This window comes from Janthinobacterium sp. NKUCC06_STL (genome assembly GCF_019345455.1).
Classification (GTDB): Bacteria; Pseudomonadota; Gammaproteobacteria; order Burkholderiales; family Burkholderiaceae_D; genus Janthinobacterium; species Janthinobacterium rivuli.
The window spans coordinates 1-23501 of record NZ_JAHKQY010000014.1; the positions used below are offsets into that span (position 1 = coordinate 1).

Sequence of the window (23501 nt, forward strand, 5' to 3'; positions counted from 1 at the left end):
TTTCATTATTTCTTGTGAACATTTGATATTTTAAGTTAGACGCCAATCCGAAGATTGACGCTGCACTTACATCAAATGCCCACACTTATCGACTGTTAATTGTTAAAGAACGGTATTCGGTGCTACTTTCGCGCTATCGACAAAGCGTTGTGTTTGTCAGCTGCGAAGAAGGAAGAGTATGAAGCAATTTGCTACGTCCGTCAACTCCTTCTTTTCTACTACCCAGCCCCTGAAGGCCGTCCCTTTTGTGTCGCAAACCAGTGCGTCTCATCGGGGAGGCGAATCATATCAAAGACCGTCGAAGTTTGGCAAGCGCTTTTCCAGGAAAGCGTGCATGCCTTCTTTTTGTGCAGGCGTACCGAAGGCGGCCTGGAACAGCCGGCGCTCATAGGCGACGCCATCGGTCAGGGTAGTTTCAAAAGCGCGGTTGACGCAATCCTTGATCATCATGGCCACCGAGGTCGGCATGGCGGCAATGGTCCTGGCGGCAGCCAGGGTTTCTTCCAGCAATTTATCGGCTGGCACCACGCGCGATACGAGGCCGATGCGTTCCGCCTCGGTGGCATCGATGGTACGCGCCGTCAGCAGCAGGTCCATGGCCTTGGCCTTGCCGATGGCGCGCGGCAAGCGCTGCGTACCGCCCGCGCCTGGCGTGACGCCGACCTTGATTTCCGGCTGGCCGAATTTGGCGCTGTCGGCGGCGATCAGGAAATCGCACATCATGGCCAGTTCGCAGCCGCCACCGAGCGCATAGCCAGCCACCGCGCCCACCACGGGTTTGCGCACGCGCAAGATATGCTCCCAGTTGCGGCTGATGTAGCCTTGGGTAAAGGTGTCCGGATAGGTGTAATCGGCCATGGCCGCGATATCGGCGCCGGCGGCAAATGCTTTTTCGCTGCCCGTGAGCACGATGCAGCCGATATTCTCGTCCGCATCGAACTTCAGCAAGGCGTCGCCCAGCTCATTCATCATGTTGTCGTTCAAGGCATTGAGCGCCTTGGGGCGGTTCAGGCGGATGATCGCCACTTTGTCCTGGATGTCGATGATCAGGTCTTCGTATTGCATAGTGTCTCCTCTCGATGAACGGTGCAACGATTGTAGCGGCTAACGGCAGCGGCGCGGCAGGTGCGCTGCTATTATTGTGAGTCCGATCATCTTTATCGAGCAGCGTATTTTCTCTCCCCTCTTCCAGTACTGCGCCCGTTACCTGCGCGGCGACGGCAGCGCCGCCAGCGTCAATTTCCGTCGCTTGTGGTTCAGCAACGGCCTCAATTGCTTCGGCGCCCAGATCACCTCGCTGGCCCTGCCCCTGTGCGCGGTACTGTTATTGCATGCGACGCCGGAACAGATGGGCGTGCTGGTCGCCTTGCAGGCACTGCCGTTCGCCCTGTTCGGCTTGCCCGTCGGCGTACTGCTGGACCGGCGCAGCAAGCACCCGATCATGCTGTTCAGCGAAAGCATGTCCGGCCTGGCCTTGGCCAGCGTGGCCGTTGCCTATTGGTGCGGCGTGCTGTCGATGCCATGGTTATATATAGTGGGGTTCATCATCGGCACGGGCTTCGTCGTCGGTGGCGGCGCCGAACAGGTGTTTCTGACTTTCCTGGTGGGCCGCGACGGCTTGATCGATGCGCAATCGAAATTTGCCGCCACCGAATCGGCTTCGCGCCTGATCGGCCCCGGCCTGGCCGGCGTGCTGGTGCAAGTGCTGTCCGCGCCTGTCGCCATCCTGTGCACGGCTTGCGGCTATCTGGTTTCCGTCTTTAATTTGCGCGCCATGAGCGTACGCGATCCGCGGCCAGCACCGTCAAGCAAGCACGCCTTGCGCGACATCGCCGATGGCTTGCTGTTCGTCTGGCGCGAACCGCTGCTGCGCGCGCTGGCCTGGGGCGCCGGCATCTGGCACTTTTTGTTTTACGCCAGCATGGCTTTGACGGTGCTGTTCGCCACGCGCGACCTGGGCATGAGCCCTGGCGTGCTGGGCATGACGCAGATGCTCGGTGGCGCCGGCGTCTTGCTCAGCGCCTTCATCGTCAAGCCACTGACGCGCCGCTACGGCGCCGGCCGCACCATCCTGATCGGCCTGGCATCAACCTCGCTCTGCTTTGCCCTGACACCCACGATACCCGCCGCGCTGTTTGGCAGCGCGGCCGCCAGCGCCGTGGCCTACGCCATATTGATGTTCTTTTTCGATTGCGGCGTGATGCTGTTCTTTATTCCCTACCTGGGCTTGCGCCAGAAGGTCACGCCCGACCCCATGCTGGGCCGCATGACGTCGACCATGCGCTTCCTGACGGTGGCGACGGCGCCGCTGGGCGCGCTGGCCGCCGGCTGGGTAGCGGAACACTTTGGCGTGCGCAATGGTCTGGCTTGCATCGCGGCAGGCAGCATTGTGTTGACGGTCGCGATGGTGTGGGGCACGCCGCTGCGTAGCGTGCGCACCTGAAGCGGTGAACGGGCATACACTGGCAAAAGATTGCTTTGGGACACTATTCACGCCAAAGCCTGTGAGGTTTGATTTACATCAAGGTTTTAATTGATGTAAATCCATAAGCTGTCTTATATCACTTGAGGAGCACGCTATGTATAACACCATCTTATTTCCTACCGACGGTTCGCCGTTGTCCGACAAAGCCGCCGAGACCGCCCTCGCCTTCGCCCAATTGAACAAAGCCAAGCTGGTCGCCATCAGCGTGGTGCAACCGTTCCCGTTCTCGCCGATGGCCGACGGCGGCATCGTGCTCGACGCCAGCCTGTATGAACAGCAGATGCAGGAAGCGTCGCAACGCGCCATCGACAAGATCGGCGTAGCGGCAAGCGCCGCCGGCGTGCCTTTCGAAGGCGTGGTGGCCGTGTCGCCGAGCCCGCATGATGAAATCGTCAATGCGGCGCAAACCTACCATTGCGACATCATCCTGATGGCTTCGCATGGCCGCAAGGGCTTGAACAAGCTGTTCGTGGGCAGCGAAACGCAAAAAGTGCTGGCGCATACCCATCTGCCAGTCATGGTCTTGCGCTAAGCGACACCACGAACTGCCCGGCGCCGCTTTCCCTAGCGCGCCGGCGCCTGTTTCGGCAACAACACCCACACGGCGCCGCTCTGCTTCATGCGGCCCGCATTCTCGGCCGCTTCCGCGCCAAAACCAAAGAAATAATCGACCCGGATCGGCCCGCGAATGGCGCCGCCCGTATCCTGCGCCATCACCAGGCGCTGCATGGGAATCTCGCTATTGGCTTGCGTGGTGGACAGGAACACGGGCGCACCCAGCGGCAGGAAGCGCGAATCGATGGCCACCGAGCGCTGCGGCGTCAGCGGCACGCCCAGCGCGCCCTTTGGCCCCACTTTCGGATCGGGCAGGCGCTCTTCCTTGAAGAACACATAGCTGGGATTGGCGTTGAACAATTCATCCTTGCGCGTGGGGTGGCCGGCGATCCACGCCTTGATGCCCTGCGCGGACGCCTGGCTCAGGGTCAGCTCGCCCTTGTCGACCAGGTAGCGGCCGATCGATTTATACGGGTGGCCGTTTTGATCCGCATAGGCCACGCGCACGGTTTCCTGCGTATCGGTCAGCTGCACGCGCCCCGATCCCTGTACTTGCAGGAAGAAGGCCTCGACTTCGTCATCCACCCACAGCAATTCCTTGCCCGTGACGGACGTGGCGCGCTCGATGTCGGCGCGGGTGGCGTACGGCACCACCTTCTTGCCGACCAGCTTGCCCCGCAAGCGCATGTTTTTCAGTTCCGGATACACGCCGGACAAATCCACCGAGACCAGGTCATCGGGCACCTTGTACAGCGGTGTCTGGTATGGGCCGCCGCGCTTGCGCGCGCCGTGCAGCAAGGGTTCGTAGTAACCGGTCACCAAGCCAGTATTGGCGCCATCGGCGGCCACCACTTGATTGGGCACAAAGAAAGTCTCGAAAAACAGGCGAATGGCCTTGTCGCTGTCCGCATTCACCTGGCGCGCGATCGTGCACGATTCCTTCCAGTCCGGACGCTTGACCAGCACGCCGCACGATGCCATGAACGCGGGCCAGGCGGCGCGCATGTCGTCGCGGGCCCAGCCAGGCAAGGCGGCAAACTTGGCCGGCACGAAGGTGGGCGCCGCCACATCCGTGGCATCCTTGGCGTCGGCCGGCTTGGCCGGAACCGGCTTGACGACGGTCGGCGCGATGGGCGGCGCCTTGCCGCTGGCAGCGGGCGGCGCGGGCGGCGTGGTACAGGCGGAGAGAGCAAGCGCGACGGCGCCGATTGAAACGGGTAGACTACCGCGTGTCAACAGACGGCGGGTAAATACTAAGCTGCGGGTAAATAACATAGGAGTGCGTATGTGGATCTTGATGATAGAGGCGCTGGTGGCGTTCTTCTTGCTGGCATTTATAGTCTGGTGGACCATGTATTCGGGCAAAAAGCCCGCACCGCCGGCGCGCAAGCAGCTCAGTGAAGAACAGGACGCCACTGAAAAACTGAAGTAAGGGGGCAAGCCCCCGGCGTTTCCTTAATGCAGGGTGCGCGGCACCGACAGCACGAATTCGGGAATCAAAGCTTCAAACTGATGACCATCTTCGGCCACGCAAAAGTATTCGCCGTGCATCGAGCCTTGCGGTGTGCCCAGCATGGTGCCGCTCGTGTATTCGAACTGCTCGCCCGGCTGCAGCAGCGGCTGGTGGCCGACGGCGCCCAGGCCGCGCACCTCTTCCACCTTGTTGTTCGCATCCGTGATGACCCAGTGGCGCGAAATCAGTTGCGCGCCCGCCGTGCCCGTGTTGACGACGCGGATCGTGTAGCTGAACACGTGCCGCCCCTGGTCCGGTGCCGATTGCTCGGGCAGGTATTGCGTCTTGACCGTTACCGTAAATTCATAAGTCGCCATCGTCATTCCTATTCAGACATTGCCAGTCATATTGTGTGTCGCGCGCGACGCATAGGCCATCGCGCGATGCGTATTCTGTGTTTCCCCATGCTTCAATGAGGCATGGTAACGGCGTCAGGCGTAAAATAGCGCATCTTCGCATTTTCTATCCTTTGGCTACTTCACCATGACAACATTCCGTATCGCTCCCAGCATCCTGTCCGCCGACTTTGCCCGCCTGGGCGAGGAAGTGCGCAACGTCGTTACCGCCGGCGCCGACATCATCCACTTCGACGTGATGGACAATCACTACGTGCCGAACCTGACCATCGGCCCGCTGGTATGCGAAGCGATCCGCCCGCACGTGCAAGTGCCCATCGACGTGCACCTGATGGTCAAGCCTGTCGATCGCATTATCCCGGATTTCGCCAAGGCTGGCGCGAACATCATCACCTTTCACCCGGAAGCGTCGGATCACGTCGACCGCTCCTTGCAACTGATCCGCGACAATGGCTGCAAATCGGGCCTGGTATTCAACCCCGGCACGCCGCTGCACTACCTGGAACACGTGATGGACAAGATCGACATCATCCTGATCATGTCCGTCAATCCCGGCTTCGGCGGCCAGTCCTTCATTCCGCAAGCCTTGAAAAAAATCGCCGAAGCGCGCCGCATGATTGACGAATCGGGCCGTGACATCATGCTCGAAGTCGATGGCGGCATCAAGATCGACAACATCGCCGCCGCCGCCGCCGCTGGCGCCGACACCTTCGTCGCCGGCTCGGCCATCTTCGGCAAGCCCGACTACAAAGCTGTCATCGACGCCATGCGCGCCGAGCTGGCAGCCGTCAAGGGCGCCTGATGCAAGCGGGCACGGTGAAAGACCACGTACTGGCTGGCGTGCGCGCCGCCATCATCGACCTCGATGGCACGATGCTCGACACCGTGCCCGATTTTCATGTCGCCATCAATGGCATGCGCGCCGAACTGGACCTGGCGCCCATCAGCGCCGACGCCATCAAGCTGATGGTCGGCAAAGGCTCGGAAAACCTGATCCGCACCGTGCTGGCGCTCGACTTCGATGCGGCCGGCGTGGAACAGCATTTCGAGCAGGCGATGGACGGCTACCAGCGCCACTACCTGGCCATCAACGGCCAGTTCAGCACCCTGTACCCGGACGTGGAAGCGGGACTGGCGGCGATGCAGGCGGCGGGCCTGCGCCTGGCCTGCGTCACCAACAAGCCCATCGCCTTTGCCCTGCCCCTGCTGAAACTGAAAAACCTCGACCAGTATTTCGAGATCGTCTACGGCGGCGATTCGCTGCCGAAGAAAAAACCGCACCCGATGCCGCTGCTGCAAGTGTGCGCGGACTTCGACCTGGCGCCATCCAAAGTGGTGGCCATCGGCGACTCTTCGAATGACGCGCAAGCGGCCAGGGCTGCGGCTTGCCCCGTCTTGACGGTACCGTATGGCTACAATCACGGACACTCTATACACGATACCGATTCCGATGGTATAGTAAAGACACTGCTCGAAGCAGCCCGTTTTATTAGCATGCAAAACTAACCGGCATACTGACCAAACCCAACACCATATCGTGAACACGTTTCTCATCAAAAAACACAATGTCACCCAAACCGGCTCGATTGAGGCCTGGCTTTGGCGACGCTGGCAATCCTGGCAGGCCTAAGGGCCGAGCCGTTACGATTGCTGCCGGCTGCACACGCGTCCTTTGCGCATTTTGCGCAAGTTCCATGTACCGGCAAGTTTTTTGATAACCCACCGCAGGGTTTGTGCACTATGCACACTCATACCCTGACGGCATGGAGAGAAACATGACCGAACTCGAATTCAAATCGCTGGCCCAGCAAGGCTACAACCGCATCCCCCTGATCGCGGAAGCGTTCGCCGACCTGGAAACGCCGCTCACCCTGTACCTGAAACTGGCACAGGCCCAACAAGGTGGCAAGAATACCTTCCTGCTCGAATCCGTCGTCGGCGGCGAACGCTTCGGCCGCTATTCCTTCATCGGCTTGCCCGCCACGACCGTATTGCGCAGCTATGGCAAGCGCACGGAAATCGTCAAGAACGGCGTCGTGATCGAAGAGCACGAAGGCAATCCGCTCGACTTCATCGAACAGTTCCAGTCGCGCTTCAAGGTGGCCCTGCGCCCCGGCATGCCGCGCTTCTGCGGCGGCCTGGCCGGCTACTTCGGCTACGACACCGTGCGCCACATCGAGAAAAAGCTGGCCGGCGGCGCGCCGAAAGATGACTTGAAGCTGCCCGACATCCAGCTGATGGTGACGGAAGAACTGGCCGTCATCGACAACCTGTCCGGCAAGCTGTATTTGATCGTTTACGCCGACACCACGCAGCCCGAATCGTTTTCGAAAGCGCAGCAGCGCCTGAAGGACTTGCGCATGATGCTGCGCCGCGGTGTCGATGCGCCCGTCACCAGCGCTTCCGTGCGCACGGAAACCATCCGCGACTTTTCCAAGGAAGACTACCTGAAGGCCGTCGCCAAGGCGCATGAATACGTGATGGCGGGCGACCTGATGCAGGTGCAAATCGGCCAGCGCATCCGCAAACCGTATGTCGATTCGCCGCTGACCCTGTACCGCGCCTTGCGTTCGCTCAACCCGTCGCCGTATATGTACTTCTATAATTTCGGCGACATGCAAATCATCGGCGCCTCGCCGGAAATCCTGGTGCGCAACGAGAAGACGGCGGACGGCGGCAAGAAAGTCACCCTGCGCCCCATCGCTGGCACCCGTCCGCGCGGCGCCACGCCAGAGCGCGACGCCGAACTGTCCGCCGAGCTGCTGGCTGACCCGAAAGAGATCGCCGAGCACGTGATGCTGATCGACCTGGCGCGCAACGACATCGGCCGCATTGCCGAGACGGGCAGCGTGCAAGTCACCGACCGCATGGTCATCGAAAAATACTCGCATGTGCAGCACATCGTCTCGAACGTGGAAGGCACCCTCAAGAAGGGCCTGTCGAACCTGGACGTGCTGCGCGCCACCTTCCCCGCCGGCACCCTGACGGGTGCGCCGAAAGTGCGCGCCATGGAAGTGATCGACGAGCTGGAAATCACCAAGCGCGGCATCTACGGCGGCGCCTGCGGCTACCTGTCGTTTGGCGGCGAAATGGATGTGGCCATCGCCATCCGTACGGGCGTGGTCAAGGACGGCATGCTGTACGTGCAGGCCGCGGCCGGCATCGTGGCCGACTCCATCCCCGAAATGGAATGGCAGGAAACTGAAAACAAGGCGCGCGCCGTGCTGCGCGCCGCCGAACAAGTGCAAGATGGCCTGGATGGAGGGTTTTAAGATGCTGCTCATGATCGACAACTACGACTCCTTCACCTACAACATCGTGCAGTATTTCGGCGAGCTGGGCGAAGACGTGCGGGTCTACCGCAACGATGAAATCACGATCGAACAGATCGAGGCGCTGAACCCGGACCGCATCTGCATCTCGCCCGGTCCGAAAGCGCCGGCACAGGCGGGCATTTCGGTGGAAGTGCTCAAGTACTTCGCCGGCAAGAAGCCGATACTCGGCGTGTGCCTGGGCCACCAGGCCATCGGCGAAGCGTTTGGCGGCAAGGTCATCCGCGCCAAGCAAGTCATGCATGGCAAGACTTCCCTCATCGCGCATACGGGCGTGGGTGTCTTCAAGGACATCCCCAGCCCCTTCACAGTGATCCGCTACCACTCTTTGGCGATCGAACGCGCCTCGCTGCCTTCCTGCCTGGAAGTGACGGCGTGGACGGACGACGGCGAAATCATGGGCGTGCGCCACCGGGAATACGATATCGAGGGCGTGCAGTTCCACCCCGAATCGATCCTCTCGGAGCACGGCCACGCCCTGCTGAAGAATTTTCTCGAGCGCTGATTTTCCGCGCACGCCACGGCGTGCCATCAGTGTCCTCCTGCGCCATCATTGAAGAAGGAAGCATCATGCCGATCACACCACAAGAAGCCCTGCTGCGCTGCATCGAACACCGCGAAATTTTTCACGACGAAATGCTGTACCTGTTCCGCCAGATCATGTCCGGCGAAATGTCGCCCACCATGATCGCCGCCCTGACCGTGGGCTTGCGCGTGAAAAAGGAAACCATCGGCGAAATCGCCGCCGCCGCGCAAGTGATGCGCGAGTTTTCCACCAAGGTGCCCATGGCCGACACCACCAACCTGCTCGACATCGTCGGCACGGGCGGCGACGGCGCGCACACCTTCAACATTTCCACCGCCTCGATGTTCGTGGCGGCAGCGGCCGGCGCGCGCGTGGCCAAGCATGGCGGGCGCAGCGTCTCGTCCTCGTCCGGCAGCGCCGACGTGCTGGACTCGCTGGGCGTCAACATCAACCTGCAGCCCGAGCAGATCGCCCAGTCGATCGCGCAAACGGGCATCGGCTTCATGTACGCGCCGAACCACCATGCGGCCATGAAGCATGCAGCGCCCGTGCGCAAGGAGCTGGGCGTGCGCACGATTTTCAATATCCTCGGGCCGCTGACGAATCCGGCCGGTGCGCCGAATATTCTGATGGGCGTGTTCCACGCCGACCTGGTCGGCATCCAGGTGCGCGTGCTGCAGCGCCTGGGCGCGCAGCATGCCATCGTCGTGTATGGCCGCGACAACATGGATGAAGTGTCGCTCGGCGCCTCTACCCTCGTGGGCGAGCTGGTCAACGGCGAAATCCGCGAATATGAAATCCATCCCGAAGATTTCGGTTTGCAGATGATCGCCAGCCGCAACCTGAAGGTGGCCGATGCCGTCGAATCGAAGGCGAAGATGATGGAAGCGCTGCGCGGTGAACCCGGCGCCGCCGCCGACATCGTCGCCCTGAACGCGGGCACGGCGCTGTACGCGGCCGGCGTGGCCAGCTCGATCGAAGACGGCCTGGCGCGCGCGCGCACCGCCGTCAGCTCGGGCGCGGCCCTGGCAAAACTCGATCAATTCGTGCAGGTCACGCAGCAGCTGGGCACACCAAAGCAAGCGTAAGCCCTCCGCCCTCCTTATAGAATAGCGACCATCATGTCCGACATACTCGATAAAATCCTGGCCGTAAAAGCCGATGAAGTGGCCAAGGCCAAAGCCCACCGCAGTCTGGCCAGCCTGCGCGGCGACGTGGAAAGCGACAGCGCCCTGCGCGCCGGCCTGCGCGGTTTTGAAGCAAGCCTGCGCCAGCACATCGCCGACGGCAAGCCCGGCATCATCGCCGAAGTCAAAAAAGCCTCGCCCTCGAAAGGCGTGATCCGCGCCGACTTCCGCCCTGCCGACATCGCCGCCAGCTATGCCCAACACGGCGCGGCCTGCCTGTCCGTGCTGACGGACGAGCAGTTCTTCCAGGGCAGCGTGGAGTATCTGCAGCAGGCGCGCGCCGCCTGCGCCATTCCCGTTCTGCGCAAGGATTTCATGGTCGATATGTACCAGATCTATGAAGCGCGGGCCATGGGCGCCGACTGCATCCTCCTGATCGTCGCGGCGCTCGACCATGGCCTGATGGCCGAGATGGAAGCGTGCGCCCACGAACTGGGCATGGGCGTGCTGATCGAAAGCCACGACGGCGAAGAATTGACGGCGGCCCTGAAACTCAAGAGCGCGCTGATCGGCATCAACAACCGCAACCTGCGCACCTTCGAAACTTCACTGGACACGACCATCAATCTCTTGCCGCGCATCCCGCAAGACAAATTGATCATCACGGAATCGGGCATCCACAGCACGGCCGACGTGCAACGCATGCGCGACGCGCACATCCACAGCTTCCTCGTGGGCGAAGCGTTCATGCGCGCGCCAGACCCGGGCGTGGAGCTGGAACGCCTGTTCAGTTAAAGCATGGTAGTCTGGCAGGCATGAGACACGCGATCACCGTCCTTGCCGCCGCCAGCCTGCTGGCAGCCTGCCAGAGTACGCCGCCACCAGCGGCGAACACGCCCACGTCCACGCCCCCTCGCACGCCAGCCGCGATACAGCTGGCCGCCAGCATCGACGCCTACAAATCGCTGGTGGCGCAGCAGATCATGGCCGCCAACGGTGCATACACGTTCAGCGGGCGCCTGCCGCCCATGCTGCCGGCCATCGTCGTGCTCGACCTAAGCGTGGGGCCGGACGGCGAACTGAAAAACGTGCACGTGCACCGTTCGCGCGACGGCGAAGCATCGGCCGCCGCGCTGGCCGCCGTGCGGCGCGTGCAAGACGCGTTTCCGCCGGCCGGGCACCTGATGCGCCGCCATGCCAAAACCTTCGATTTTTCCGAAACCTTTCTGTTCAACGACCAGTACCGGTTCCAGCTGCGGACCTTGTCCGGTCCGCAGTAACCGCGGCGGTATCGAGTTCGATGCGGTCGCGTCCCCGCTCCTTGGCCAGGTACAGGGCCGCATCGGCGCGCGACAGCAGCTGTTCCAGTCCTTCCACCACCGATGCCTGGCAAGCGACGCCGATACTGACCGTACACGGCGGCAGCCCCGCATGACTGGGTTCGTGCAGCAAGGCGCGGATGCGTTCGGCCACGCCCAGCGCATTATGCGCCGGCATGTCCGGCATCAGCACGACGAATTCCTCGCCGCCGAAACGCGCCACGCAATCCGATTCGCGCAAGGCGCTGCCGATGACGGCGGCCACGTGCGCCAGCACCTGGTCGCCCACCGCGTGACCGTAGCGGTCATTGATCAATTTGAAGTAATCGAGGTCGATGCTGAGCAGTGTCAGCGGCAAACGGCGACGCCGCAGATTGCCCGTCTCGCGCGCATAGGCGTCGCCAAAGCCGCGCCGGTTCAGCACCTGCGTCAGCGGGTCATGGGTCGAGCGGCGCTCGAGTATCTGCTGCAGGCGGCGCGTCGCCACCGTCATGAAGCCCACCGTCAGCAGCAACGCCATGAAATTGGCGACCGCCAGATAGATGCCGGCCGGCGTGCCTGCCACCGTCAGGTTCACGCTGGCGCCGCCATGCAGCAAGGCCGACATGCCGCGCACCAGCACCACCAGGGCTTGCATCAGCATCAGCACGCCAAAGAAAAAACTCGAGAAATGGCGTTCGCCATGACGCCACACCAGTTGCACCTGGCGCGCATAAAACAGGAAGACCAGCAGGGAAAAGACCGCCACGCGCGCCGAGAAATCGGGGCGCGCCAGCAGCCACCAGCTATTGCCGGCGATGGCCAGGGCAAGTATCAGCAGATAGGCGCGGCGGCTGGGCGCCAGGCCAAAGAATTTCTCCGTGCCCAGCATCGACAGGCCGATGCCGGCCACCAGCGCCGCATTGGCCGCGATCATCGACAGGGCCGGCGGCAGTACCTCGCGGGTGCCAAACAGCAGGGATGCGCATACCAGCAGCAGCAAACCGGCCGCCCAATGCCCCAGGCCATGCACCTCGCGCCGGAAACTGCGATACACCGAGAACATGACGATGCTCATGGCCCCGCACATCAGGGTCGTCATCAGCATGATGGTTCGGGGATCGAGGGTTTCCACGTTGGGCGCGATCTAAAATAAGCAGTTCGGCAATTTTAGTTTAGTTAAAGAAAAATTAGTTCATTTGCAGTAAATATGATGGCTATCCGCAGCTGCCGGCGGACGAGTTGCATTTGAGAAATTGCAGTCTGAAATAGAAAACCGGCCAGTGACGGCCGGTTTTCTGTCTTGCCGCGTGACGAACAGCTTATACAGCGCTAGGGCGCTTCGGCCCCGTGGCTTTCTTTGGCGCCGGCAGCAGGGTCAGGCTGACGCCGGGCACGCGGTCGCCCTGCAGCACGGCCGCAAACGTCATCAGCTCGTCGCGGCGGAAGGCGTGGATGGCGACTCTGGCGCCGACGGCGTAACGGCCCAGCAAGGTGTCCAGGTTGCTGCCCGTCACGCGCAAGCCGTCGACGGCCACCAGCACGTCGCCCGCCGACAGGCCGGCTGTGTGGGCGGCGCCACCCTGGTGTACCTGCGCCAGTTTGGCGTCGTTGCCGTCGCGCCCCAGGTTGACGTCCAGGCTGGCTTTTTCCGCCTTGCGCGCGTCGCTGTATTTCACGCCGAACGGCGCCAGCAGGCGCGCCAGCGGCACGTCGTCCGTGCCGCGGATGTAGCGCTCGAAGAATGGCTTCATGCGCGTACCGATAATCTCATCGAACAGGGCTTCGACTTCGGCCGGCGTCACGCCACGCGCTTTACCTTTGTAGAAATCGCGGCCATAGCGCTGCCACAATGCCTGCATCACGTCGTCCAGCGATTTGTCGCCATTCGTCTTCGTGCGGATCGTCAGGTCGAAGGCCAGCGCGATCAGCGAACCCTTGGTGTAGTAGCTGACGATGGCGTTCGGCGCGTTTTCATCCTGGCGGTAGTACTTGCCCCAGGCGTCGAAGCTGGAATCGGCCACGCTTTGCTTGCTGCGGCCGCTGCCGCGCAAGACGCTGTTGACGGTTTTTCCCAGCAGTTTGAAATAGGCCGCTTCATCGATCAGGCCAGCGCGCACCAGCATCAGGTCGTCGTAATAGCTGGTGAAGCCTTCGAATAGCCACAGCAGCGGCGAGTAGCTTTCCGCCTGCAGATTGTACGGCGCAAAGGCGGCCGGCTTGATGCGCTTGACGTTCCAGGTGTGGAAGTACTCATGGCTGCACAGGCCGAGGAATTTCAGGTAGCCGTCGCCGATTTCCGTGCTGGTCGACGCTGTCGTTGGCAAGTCGGCGCGGGCGCAGATCAGCGCCGTCGAGGCGCGGTGTTCGAGGCCGCCGTAACCGTCGCCGACGGCCATGGTCATGAACACGTAACGGTCCATCGGCGCTTTCTTGGTCTTCGGCTCGAAGAAGGCGATCTGCGTTTCGCAGATGGCTTTCAGGTCGCGGCACAAGCGGTCCAGGTCCAGGTTCGGCACCTTGCCCGTGACGACGATATCGTGCGGCACGCCATGCGCGGTGAAGGTGGCCAGCGCGAAGTCGCCCATCTCCACCGGGTGGTCGATCAGCTCATCGTAGTTGGCGGCCTGGTAGCTGCCGAAGCCATAGCGCTTCGCCTTGAGTTCCGGCAGGGTGGTGGCCACTCGCCAGGTCTTGCAGGCCGCATCCTTCGGCTGCACGATGTGCACTTCATGGGCGTCGGATTCCTGGCCCAGCACGCGCAGGAACACGCTGGTGCCGTTGAAGAAGCCGTGATTCTGGTCCAGGTGGGCGGCGCGCACGGACAAATCCCACGCATATACGTCATATTCGACCGTCAACGGGCCCTTGCACGGAGCGGCTTGCCACGAGTGCTTGTCCAGTTTGGTCAGCGCCACGGCCTTGCCCTCGGACTCGGCGCGGATGCTGACGATGTTGCGCGAAAATTCGCGGATCATGTAGCTGCCCGGAATCCAGGCCGGCAAGGCAAATACCTGGCCGATGGCGGCCGGCGACTTGACCGTCAACGTCACCTTGAACATGTGACCGGCCAGATCAAGAGCGGCGATGCTGTAGATGATGCCGGCGGCCGGCGTGGTTTTCACTGCGGTTTTCGCCGCGGCTTTGCTTGTGGCTTTGCCGCTTGCCTTGGCTCCCGCCTTGGCGGTGATTTTTTGAATCGGTGCTTTCTTCATGTTTTCCTCGTGTCTGGCCTGTCTTCCCGGGAACGCCACTGCCCCGCCTTACAAATCGTCAGGTGTATCAATATCGCGCAAGATGCCGCTGTCGTCCACTGTCACTTCGCACACGGCATGGCTGTTGACGATGCTGCGCGCACCCTGGTCGCCATCGAGCGCCAGCAGCAGCGGCAAGTGAACGGCGCTGAACGCGACAGGATTGCCGCGCCGTCCCTGGAACACGGGCACGGCGATGCGCGCGCCATCGCCGATGGCGTGCGACAAGGCGGCGATTGTAGCCGCTTCCACGTAAGGCATGTCGCCCAGGGCGATCAGCCAGCCCGGCGCGCCGCGCACATAGTCGATGGCGCAGGTGAGCGAAGCGGCCATGCCCGTGTCGGCGTCATGGCAGACGCGCACCTCGCAGCCCAGCGCACCGAGCGCACCCGCCACCTGCGTGTCGTCTGCGCGCACCACGGCCAGCACGCGCGGCAGGGCCGCCAGCATGTTCCTGGCCGCCGCCACCACCACCGGCAAGCCCGCATGCGGGCCTTCCGTCAACGGCTGCAATAATTTGTTCTGCACGCCGGAAGGGTCGAACCTGCGTCCCCTTCCGGCTGCCAGCAAGATGCCGACCGTACTCAAAAAACTACTGCCGTCATGCGGCCGCCAGGTCGAACGGCAGCTTGCGCAGGCGCTTGCCCGTCAGCGCAAACAGCGCATTGGCGAATGCAGGCGCCAATGGCGGCACGCCCGGTTCGCCCATGCCCGTCGGCGCGTCGCCCGACGGCACCAGGTGCACCTCGATCACCGGCATGTCTTGCATGCGCGGCACGGGGTAGTCGCCAAAGTTCTGCTGCTGCACCACGCCATCCTTGAGCGTGATGGCCGCGCCGGGGATGGTCATGCCCAGCGCCATCAACGCGGCGCCCTGCACTTGCGCCTCGATCGTCAAGGGATTGACGGCCAGGTTGCAATGCACGCCCGCCCATACCTGGTGCAGCTTGGGCGCACCTTCCACCACGGACGCCGTCACCACGTAGGCGACGACGGAATTGAACGACTCGTGCATGGCCACGCCCCAGGCTTGTCCCTTCGGCAGCTTCTTCTTGCCATAGCCGGACTTGGCCACGGCCAGGTCCAGCGCGGCGATGTGGCGCGTGTGCTTCGCGTCGATCAGCTGCTTGCGGTAGGCGACGGGGTCCATCTTCGCCACGTGCGCCGCCTCGTCGATCAGGGTTTCCATCACAAAGGCCGTATGCGTCGAGCCGACGGAGCGCCACCACAGCACCGGCACGTTCGCCTTGGCCGTGTGCACGGACAGCTTCATCGGCAGGGTGTACGGCTCGCCCATGCCTTCGACCATGGTGCCATCGACGCCATTTTTCACCATGAAAGCCTCGAACGGCGTGCCGGCCATGATGGACTGGCCCACGATGGTGTGGTCCCAGGCCACGATCTTGCCCTTGGCGTCGAGGCCAATCTGCGCGCGGTGCACATGCGACGGCCGGTAGTAGCCACCCTTGATGTCATCCTCGCGGCTCCACATCAGCTTTAACGGACCGCTCTTGCCCGCCGCCCGGTATGCCTTGGCGACGTTGACGGCTTCCACCACATAGTCGGACGAGGGCACGGCGCGCCGGCCAAAGCCGCCGCCCGCCATCATCGTGTGCAGGGTTACTTGTTCCGGTTTCAGGCCGGACGTGGCCGCGATCGCCGCCTGGTCGCCCGTCTGGAATTGCGAACCCACCCACATCGTGCATTTGTCCGCCTGCAGGTCGACGACGCAGTTGAGCGGCTCCATCGGCGCGTGCGCCAGATAGGGGAATTCGTAGACGGCTTCGATCTTTTTCGGCGCCTTGGCCAGCTTGCCCATGTCCGCAGGCCTGGCGATGGTGCCCGGCGTTTTCGCCAGCGCCTTGAAGGCGGCCAGCTGCTTGTCGCTGCTGACCTTTTCCACGGCGCTGCTATCCCACTCGATCACCAGCGCGTCACGTCCCTGCTTGGCAGGCCAGTAACCGTCGGCAATCACCGCCACGCCGCTGCCGCCACGGTCGGTCTTCACTTCCAGTACCTCGAGCACGCCCTTGATGGCTTTCGCCTTGCTGGCGTCGAATGTCGCCACCTTGGCGCCAAACACGGGCGGACGCGCCACCATGGCTACTTTCGCGCCAGGCGGCTTGAAGTCGATGCCGAACTGCTGTTTTCCCGTGGATTTGGCCGCCGCGTCCAGGCGTTTCACGGGTTTGCCGATGATGACAAAGTCGCGCGGGTCTTTCAGCTTGACGGTGGCGGGCACGCTCTGGCGCATGGCCGCGTCGGCAAATTCGCCATACGTCGCTTTTTGTCCGCCGGGGCCATACAGCACGCCCTTGGCGGCGCGCACCTGATCGGGACTGACTTTCCACTGCGCGGCGGCGGCGCCCACCAGCATGGCGCGCGCCTTGGCGCCGATTTCGCGGTACTGTGTAAACGAGTGGGCGATGCTGCCCGAGCCGCCCGTCATCTGCATGCCGTAGGCGGCATCCTTGTATTGTTCTCCGGCGGGCGCCAGGGCGCCGTGCACGAGACTCCAGTCGGCGTCAAGTTCCTCGGCGATCAGCATGGGCAAGCTCGTTTGCACGCCCTGGCCAAATTCCAGCCGGTTCACCTGCACCGTCACCGTGTTATCGGGGGCGATGTGCAAAAACGCGTTCGGCGCATACACGGGCTTGGCGGGCGCGGCATCGGCCGCCTGCGCCAGCTTGCCTGCGCCCGGCAGGAAAAAGCCCAGCATCAAGCCGCCGCCGGCCACCGCGCCAGCCTTCATGAAACCGCGCCGCGACACCCCATCGGCCGCGCCAGCGACAGCCACCGGCGCCGCTGCCAGCGCCGCGCCCAGGGTCACCCCGCCATGCTGCAATGCTTCCTGATTCAACCATTCGATACGCATGCCGTTCTCCTCAGGCCAGGGTCTTGGCCGCGTCCTTGATGGCTGCGCGGATCCGTTGATAGGTGCCGCAGCGGCAGATATTGCCGCTCATGGCGCCGTCGATGTCTACATCGCTGGGCGCCTTGTTGGTGCGCAGCAGCGCCGTGGCGCTCATCACCTGGCCGCTTTGACAGTAGCCGCATTGCGGCACGTCGTGGCGCACCCACGCCGCTTGCACGGCCTTGCCCACCTGGTCGTTTTCCATCGCTTCGATGGTGGTGATCTTTTGCGTGCCGACCGAGGAAATCGGCGTGATGCACGAGCGGATCGGCTGGCCGTCGAGGTGCACCGTGCAGGCGCCGCACAGGGCCGCGCCGCAACCGAACTTGGTGCCCGTCATGTTCAGGTTATCGCGCAACGCCCACAGGATCGGCGTGGATGGATCGGCGTCGACTTGCGTGTCGCGTCCGTTGATATTCAAGGTAATCATCTGCTGCTTCCCCTTTTTTGGATTGTTATGGCGTCTACGAACAACACTTGATGATACGACAGCGAAAAAAAACGCAAAAAAAAACGCGCCTTGCGAGGGCGCGCCGTCCAGCCTTCCTGGCGACAGCCCGGATTACTTAATGGTCGAGAATTTCTGTTCCAGCGTTTTCGCATCGACCGCGCCCGGAATGCGGCTGCCGTCGGCAAAGAAGATGGCTGGCGTGCCCGAGACACGCAATTGCTGGCCCAGGGCCAGGATTTTTTCATGCGGGTTGGCGCACGTGGCGGCCACCGTGGCCGGCGCCTTGCCATTCAACATCCAGTCATCCCAGGCCTTGTTGCGGTCCGGCGCGCACCAGACATTGCGCGACTTGACGATGGAGTCCGGCGACAGGATGTTGTACATGAAGGTGTAGACGGTGACGTTGTCGATTTCCTTCAGGGCGTTCTGGCGGAAGCGCTTGCAATAGCCGCAGTTCGGATCTTCGAACACGGCGATCACGCGCTTGCCATTGCCCTTGACGGTCTTCATGGCGGAATCGAGCGGCAGGTCGGAGAACTTGATGCGGTTGACTTCATCCAGGCGCACCTTGGTGAGATCCTGCGACGTCTTGGCATCGAAGACGTGGCCGACGAACAGGTACTGCGCGCTCTTGTCCGTGTACAGGATGTCGCCACCCGTACGCACTTCGTACAGGCCGCCGTACGGCGTTTCCTTGACCGAATCGACCTTGGCGCCTTCGCCCAGGCGCGGCTCGATCAGCTTTTTGATGTTTGCTTCCGTCGGCGTTTCCGCGCCGGCGCACGACATCATCAGGCCCGAGGCCAGTACCAATGCGATTCTGCTCATTTTGATCACTATCACTTCTCCACTTGTAACGCCCGGCGAAACTGGCAGGGGGCCCGGCGCCGTTATCTCTTTAATAAAACGAGCGCCGCAGACCAGCTGCGGCGACCTTGAATTTTCACTAATGCCATTATCCGGCGATATCTTAAGATACGCTGATATTTACGGATGCCCCAAGGCGTGCGCAATCATTTTTCGCTTCAGGGCAGGTAATTTATCCAGCAAGTTTAATCCCAAATTGCGAACCACGCGCAACGGTTCCAGATCGGCGCCAAATAATCGCGCCAGGCCATCGGTGGCCAGCTGCATCAGCAGCACGTCTTCCTTGCGCGCGCGCGCATAGCGGGCCAGCACGCGTTCATCGCCGATGCCGCGGTGCGCTTCGCGTTCGCTGATCGTCTTGACCAGCTGCGCCACGTCGGCAAAACCCAGGTTCATCCCGTGGCCGGCCATCGGGTGCACCACGTGAGCGGCGTCGCCGACCAGGGCCACGCGCGGCGCCACCATGGCGTGCGGGCGCATCAGGGTCAGCGGAAACGCGCGCACCAGTTCCGGCTGCAAGGGCGTGAGTTTGCCCAGCTTGTCCTGGCAATACGCGGCCAGGCGCGCGGCCAGGGCGTCGGCCGGTTCGGTCATCAAGGTATCGGCCAACGCATCGGGCGCCGACCAGACGAGAGAAACGCGGTCGCCCGGCAACGGCAGCAGCGCGACGATGCCTTCGCTGCCCGTAAACCACTGGTGCGCCGCGCCATGGTGCGGCTTTTCGCAGGCGAAGTTGCTGACCACGCCGCGCTGGCCATACGAGCGGTAATCGAGGCCGATGTCGCACTGGCCCCGCACCCACGACTGGGCGCCATCCGCGCCCACCACCAGCGCGCAGGTGATGGTGTCGCCGCCATCGAGGTGCACGATGGCCGAGTCATTCGTCCATTCCAGACGGCTGGCGCGGCCCTGCAGCACGCTGACGTTCGGCGCGAATTTGAGGGCGGCGTCCAGCGCCTGGCCCAGGTTGCGGTCTTCGACGATCCACGCCAGGCTGCCCACATGGGCGCCGTAGGCGTCGAAACCGAGTCCGCCCGCCTGCGCGCCGTCGCCGTTGACCAGCATGGCGTCGACTGGCGCCACCCTGTCAGCCTCCAGGGCGCCCCACACCTTCAACGACGACAGCAAGTCGTGCGCCGTGTGATTGAGCGCATACACGCGCACGTCCCAGCTGGCTTCGACCGGCCTGGCGGCCAAAGGGGATGCCGGCACCGGCGGGTTCGCCGGAGATAACAGGGTGACGCTTTGTCCTGCCTGGGCAAACGCCAGCGCCGTGGTTTTCGCGATGGCGCCGTTGCCGACGATGCAAACGTCGCTGTGACTATGCATGAAGCGCCGCATGGTAGGGGGAGTGGGACTGTTCATGCGGCCATTATAGCGTTTGCCCCACCTGTTTCAGATAGTCCCGAAGTACGGGACGCGTGCCCCAGATCAAGCGGTTCCATGAAAGACGGGCAGCACGTGGTCCGCGATCTCCTGCATCGTCTCGGCCAGCGGGCGGCGGTTCTGCCGCAGCTGCAGGCCGATATGCCGCACGCCGGCCGCGCGCATGGCGTGCAGCTCCGCGATCAGGCCATCGCGTCCGGTGCGCCCGCCGAAGCGGAAGCGCTGCAGCGGCAGGTTCGGATCCTCATCCAGGTCCAGGTGGATGAAGCTGACATACGGCTTGTCCTCGCCGGCCACGGCGCGCCATTGCGCCGAACGCCGCGCATGATCGTCCGGCGTGCCCGGATAGGCGAGCCAGCCATCCATCTGCGCGCCGATCCACGCGGGCGACTGCTGCGCCAGCCCCGCCACCAGCAGCGGCAAGGGCGCGGCCGGCTTGGGCAGCAGACGGATGCCGGGCGGCAGGCGCATCTCGCCCCAGTCGCGCAGCATGGCGACCTGCTCGCGAAAGGCGGCGCCGCGCTGGTCGAAATCGCGGCCAAACACGGGATACTCGACGGGCCGGTCGCCGCTGGCCACGCCCAGCAGCAAACGCCCGCCGCTCAACTGGTCGACGCTGGCCGCCGCTTTTAACGTCAGCACCGGCTCGCGCAGCGGCAGCACCACGGCCGCCGTGCCCAGCAAGATATTGTCCGTGATACCGGCCAGGTAGCCGAGGTAAGTAAACACCTCGAAGACCTGGGCCGCGTCGCCGAACGACGGGTCGTACAGGGGCACGTCGCGCAGCCACAGGGCGCGGAAACCCAGGCGGTCGGCCAGCTTTGCCAGCGCCGCATGCTGTTTCAGATCCGGCTCGCCCGGCACGCGGCCGGACGCCGCATGCGCATGGCGCCCCGTGGACGACCAGTCGTTATCGAGCGGCAGTTCCAGGCCGATACTGAAGCCACCCTGCCCCAGCTTTTGCATCGCAGTCATGGGCTTCACCTCAATCCCACTGCGGCGCCAGGCCGTCCGGGTTGGCCAGGCGTTCGCCACGCTCCAGGGTCGCCATCTGCGCCATCTCGTCCGGCGACAGGGTGATGCGCTGGAAATGCAGGTTCGCTTCCAGGTTGGCGCGCCTGGTCGACGACGGAATCACGGCAAAGCCCTGCTGCAGCGACCAGCTCAGCGCCACTTGCGCCGGCGTCACGCCGTGCGTGGCGGCGATGGCAGCGATCACGGGATCGACCATCACCTTGCCGTACGCGAGCGGCATGTAGGCCGTGATGTGGATGCCCTGGCTGCGCGCGAAATCGATGGCCTTGCGGTTTTGCAGGAACGGGTGGATCTCGATCTGCTGCGTGGCGATTTCTGCCGCGCCCACCGTATCGATGGCTTGCCGCAGCTGCGCGTTGGTGAAATTCGACACGCCGAGGGCCCTGGTCAGCCCCTGCGCCTTCGCCTCAGCCAGCGCCGCCATGTAGTCGGCCACGGGAATGGCGTCCTGCGGCGACGGCCAGTGAATCAGGGTCAGGTCCAGCTGTTCCAGCCGCAGCTTGTGCAGGCTGTCTTTCAAGCTGGGAATCAGCTTGTCGCGCTGCAGGTTCTCGATCCAGATCTTGGTGGTGACGAACAGCTCATCGCGCGGGACGGCGCTGGCGGCGATCGCCTGGCCCACTTCCGCTTCATTGCCGTAGATTTGCGCCGTGTCGATATGGCGGTAGCCGACATCCAGACCCGTGGTGACGGAATCGATGACGACCTGGCCCTGCAGGCGGAAGGTGCCCAGGCCGATTTCAGGGATGGCGGTGTGATTGGTGGTGGCGTTCATGCGGCAGTCCTCTCAAATACATGTCGATGGCCACACTATGCGCCCATCCTTTGTTGAGAAAAATACCGTTTATATCAAATCATATTTGACCTACGCGCAAGTAATGCAATGCCGATCCGGGAAATACAGGAAAAGTCGCCGCCGGCTCTTGCATTCCCGTTTTGGTCTGCTATAATTCGCCACCTTGGCCTGGTAGCTCAGTCGGTAGAGCAGAGGATTGAAAATCCTTGTGTCGGTGGTTCGATTCCGCCCCGGGCCACCAAGAATTCGTTATACGCTCAAAAACGCCACCTTCGGGTGGCGTTTTTGTTTGTGGACTGCGCCAATTCACCGCAGCATCCCCCTCTTCCGGCCGCATGCCGGCATCCTCCCCTCATCCGATACGGTATTTCCCCTCCAGCGCATGGCCCGGCGGCCTGACGCGAGACGCCAGTACCCCGATACCGGCAGATATTCCCCATGGGAAACATGTTAAAATTAAATAAATATTAACACCGGCATCAAGGATGATGAAAATGAAAAAATGGTTCTTGCTGGCTGCCACCAGCGCACTTGCAGGCATGGGCACGGCACAGGCCACGCAAGTGGCAGAGCAAGTGAAAGGCCCATCGAGCGCAACGCCTCAGGAACAGAAGAGTGCCGTCCTCCACAGGCCATGGGAACGAAAGGTGGAGGGGGAGAAATTTTCCATGGAGATGCTCGACAGCGACCGCCTCGATCCGGCGTATCCAGGCTTGCCGCTGGGCGCGGTCATCGAGGCAGTCAAAAAATTTGTGCGCGAGAAAAAGGGGGAGTTTGAATCGACGGCTGACTACAAGCGCAGAATGGCGGCAGCGCTGAACGAAAAAGTGGTGGCGGATTCGAGCTTGAATGATGCACTGGCCTTTGTTGTTTCCGTCAAAAAAGACGGAGCATATTCCGTTGGCATTGGGTACGATTTCAATGCGGATACGGGAATGGTGAAGCTGTATGTCTTTCCCCGCACACGAGACTTGAATGGCATCGGCGCGCCTGACTATGACATCAACAAGCCTTCCTATAAAGGACTGGACCAATTTGACTTGAGTTCCAAATTGAACTCGAAAGGCCGTTATAAAGGACGCAGCACCTATCGCGGCTACTATCGCGGCTACTATCCCATTGAAGAAACGTACACATCCACGATGGGCGTTGCCGTCAATCGCATCCCATTCCTGGATATTGACCGGGGCTACACCCAATACATAAAACCTGCATTCCAGTTTACGCTGGAAAATGCCGTCGCGGCAAAAGAATTGCCGGTCTTGAAGGCGATGATCGTGATGCAGCTGGCATCGCCTTACATTGCCTACGACTACGAGTCGTCCGATTCAACACCACAACAAATCGACGTGACTACGACAGATAGAGTATTTCTTACTGGGAATATCTTGGGCATCGTTTTTTACTCCGGCATCACTGGCGAAATCCTGGGGCGATTACCAGCGTCATTTGGCCTGCCTGCTGCCAGGCAAGCCACGAATGAGAGAAGCGCGCCCGCAGCGCAGTAATGGCAACTGTCCAGATACCGGCCTAGCCTTGCATCTCCCCGTGCCTTGCTTGCGCCGGGTAACAGAATTTGCCGCGCCAATAAAAACGCCAACCTTCG

Annotated in this window: 23 protein-coding genes and 1 tRNA gene; 12 read left to right on the forward strand and 12 right to left on the reverse strand. The window is 62.3% G+C overall.

Annotated features, from left to right (window positions below; genetic code table 11):
• Positions 1–288 precede the first annotated feature (288 nt).
• Positions 289–1065, reverse strand: coding sequence for an enoyl-CoA hydratase (locus tag KO539_RS27800; protein WP_219313392.1), 777 nt, complete (start codon positions 1063–1065; stop codon positions 289–291).
• A gap of 76 nt (positions 1066–1141) precedes the next feature.
• Between KO539_RS27800 and KO539_RS27805 the strand changes: the two genes are divergently transcribed.
• A complete protein-coding gene (locus KO539_RS27805; RefSeq protein WP_374106498.1) occupies positions 1142–2443 on the forward strand; it encodes an MFS transporter in 1302 nt (433 codons plus the stop codon).
• A 136-nt stretch (positions 2444–2579) separates the two neighbouring features.
• Positions 2580–3017 (forward strand): universal stress protein, encoded by a 438-nt coding sequence (locus KO539_RS27810; RefSeq protein ID WP_219313394.1) that lies wholly within the window; start codon positions 2580–2582, stop codon positions 3015–3017.
• A 32-nt stretch (positions 3018–3049) separates the two neighbouring features.
• On the opposite strand, the gene KO539_RS27815 is transcribed toward KO539_RS27810, so the two are convergent.
• Positions 3050–4249 (reverse strand): murein transglycosylase A, encoded by a 1200-nt coding sequence (locus KO539_RS27815; RefSeq protein WP_035828600.1) that lies wholly within the window; start codon positions 4247–4249, stop codon positions 3050–3052.
• Positions 4250–4325: 76 nt separating this feature from the next.
• Here KO539_RS27815 and KO539_RS27820 point away from each other — a divergent pair, with 76 nt between their 5' ends.
• A complete protein-coding gene (locus tag KO539_RS27820) occupies positions 4326–4472 on the forward strand; it encodes a hypothetical protein (RefSeq protein ID WP_167468630.1) in 147 nt (48 codons plus the stop codon).
• A 23-nt stretch (positions 4473–4495) separates the two neighbouring features.
• On the opposite strand, the gene apaG is transcribed toward KO539_RS27820, so the two are convergent.
• Positions 4496–4870 (reverse strand): Co2+/Mg2+ efflux protein ApaG, encoded by a 375-nt coding sequence (gene apaG, locus KO539_RS27825; RefSeq protein WP_035828598.1) that lies wholly within the window; start codon positions 4868–4870, stop codon positions 4496–4498.
• A 166-nt stretch (positions 4871–5036) separates the two neighbouring features.
• On the opposite strand from apaG, the gene rpe reads away from it, so the two are divergent.
• The 7 genes from rpe (at position 5037) to KO539_RS27860 (ending at position 11174) form a co-directional block, all read left to right on the forward strand.
• The gene (rpe, locus tag KO539_RS27830; protein ID WP_034753544.1) at positions 5037–5711 is read left to right on the forward strand and encodes a ribulose-phosphate 3-epimerase; all 675 of its coding nucleotides are present in this window, start codon (positions 5037–5039) and stop codon (positions 5709–5711) included.
• Positions 5711–6415 carry a phosphoglycolate phosphatase gene (locus KO539_RS27835; protein ID WP_219313396.1) on the forward strand — a complete coding sequence of 235 codons (705 nt, stop codon included), beginning with the start codon at positions 5711–5713 and terminating at the stop codon, positions 6413–6415. Before rpe ends, KO539_RS27835 begins: the two co-directional genes overlap by 1 nt.
• Before the next feature lie 269 nt (positions 6416–6684).
• Entirely contained in the window at positions 6685–8181 is a 1497-nt protein-coding gene (gene trpE / locus KO539_RS27840) for an anthranilate synthase component I (RefSeq protein WP_176390744.1), read from the forward strand.
• A gap of 1 nt (position 8182) precedes the next feature.
• Positions 8183–8746 (forward strand): aminodeoxychorismate/anthranilate synthase component II, encoded by a 564-nt coding sequence (locus KO539_RS27845; protein WP_219313398.1) that lies wholly within the window; start codon positions 8183–8185, stop codon positions 8744–8746.
• Between the two features lie 65 nt (positions 8747–8811).
• Positions 8812–9855, forward strand: a complete 1044-nt coding sequence (gene trpD / locus KO539_RS27850) for an anthranilate phosphoribosyltransferase (protein ID WP_176390745.1) — start codon at positions 8812–8814, stop codon at positions 9853–9855.
• A gap of 33 nt (positions 9856–9888) precedes the next feature.
• The gene (gene trpC, locus KO539_RS27855) at positions 9889–10689 is read left to right on the forward strand and encodes an indole-3-glycerol phosphate synthase TrpC (RefSeq protein WP_219313400.1); all 801 of its coding nucleotides are present in this window, start codon (positions 9889–9891) and stop codon (positions 10687–10689) included.
• Positions 10690–10709: 20 nt separating this feature from the next.
• A complete protein-coding gene (locus tag KO539_RS27860; protein ID WP_219313402.1) occupies positions 10710–11174 on the forward strand; it encodes a hypothetical protein in 465 nt (154 codons plus the stop codon).
• Here the strand turns inward: KO539_RS27860 and KO539_RS27865 are convergent.
• The 9 genes from KO539_RS27865 to dkgB form a co-directional block, all read right to left on the reverse strand.
• Entirely contained in the window at positions 11125–12327 is a 1203-nt protein-coding gene (locus KO539_RS27865; protein ID WP_235211790.1) for a GGDEF domain-containing protein, read from the reverse strand. The two genes, KO539_RS27860 and KO539_RS27865, sit on opposite strands and share 50 nt — an antisense overlap.
• 187 nt (positions 12328–12514) lie before the next feature.
• A complete protein-coding gene (locus KO539_RS27870; protein ID WP_257626518.1) occupies positions 12515–14407 on the reverse strand; it encodes a M61 family metallopeptidase in 1893 nt (630 codons plus the stop codon).
• A gap of 48 nt (positions 14408–14455) precedes the next feature.
• Entirely contained in the window at positions 14456–15034 is a 579-nt protein-coding gene (locus KO539_RS27875) for an NTP transferase domain-containing protein (protein ID WP_219313403.1), read from the reverse strand.
• A gap of 13 nt (positions 15035–15047) precedes the next feature.
• Positions 15048–17321, reverse strand: a complete 2274-nt coding sequence (locus KO539_RS27880; RefSeq protein ID WP_219313405.1) for a xanthine dehydrogenase family protein molybdopterin-binding subunit — start codon at positions 17319–17321, stop codon at positions 15048–15050.
• A gap of 10 nt (positions 17322–17331) precedes the next feature.
• Positions 17332–17790, reverse strand: a complete 459-nt coding sequence (locus KO539_RS27885; RefSeq protein WP_219313407.1) for a (2Fe-2S)-binding protein — start codon at positions 17788–17790, stop codon at positions 17332–17334.
• Between the two features lie 132 nt (positions 17791–17922).
• Complete coding sequence (locus tag KO539_RS27890) at positions 17923–18639, reverse strand: DsbC family protein (RefSeq protein WP_035824412.1); 717 nt, start codon at positions 18637–18639, stop codon at positions 17923–17925.
• A gap of 159 nt (positions 18640–18798) precedes the next feature.
• Complete coding sequence (locus tag KO539_RS27895; protein ID WP_257626519.1) at positions 18799–20007, reverse strand: FAD-dependent monooxygenase; 1209 nt, start codon at positions 20005–20007, stop codon at positions 18799–18801.
• Between the two features lie 102 nt (positions 20008–20109).
• Entirely contained in the window at positions 20110–21039 is a 930-nt protein-coding gene (locus tag KO539_RS27900; RefSeq protein ID WP_219313409.1) for an LLM class oxidoreductase, read from the reverse strand.
• A 10-nt stretch (positions 21040–21049) separates the two neighbouring features.
• A complete protein-coding gene (dkgB, locus tag KO539_RS27905) occupies positions 21050–21874 on the reverse strand; it encodes a 2,5-didehydrogluconate reductase DkgB (RefSeq protein WP_219313410.1) in 825 nt (274 codons plus the stop codon).
• Between the two features lie 186 nt (positions 21875–22060).
• Between dkgB and KO539_RS27910 the strand changes: the two genes are divergently transcribed.
• Positions 22061–22136: transfer RNA gene (locus KO539_RS27910), tRNA-Phe, on the forward strand.
• Between the two features lie 253 nt (positions 22137–22389).
• The gene (locus tag KO539_RS27915) at positions 22390–23403 is read left to right on the forward strand and encodes a hypothetical protein (protein WP_219313412.1); all 1014 of its coding nucleotides are present in this window, start codon (positions 22390–22392) and stop codon (positions 23401–23403) included.
• The last annotated feature ends 98 nt before the right edge of the window (positions 23404–23501 follow it).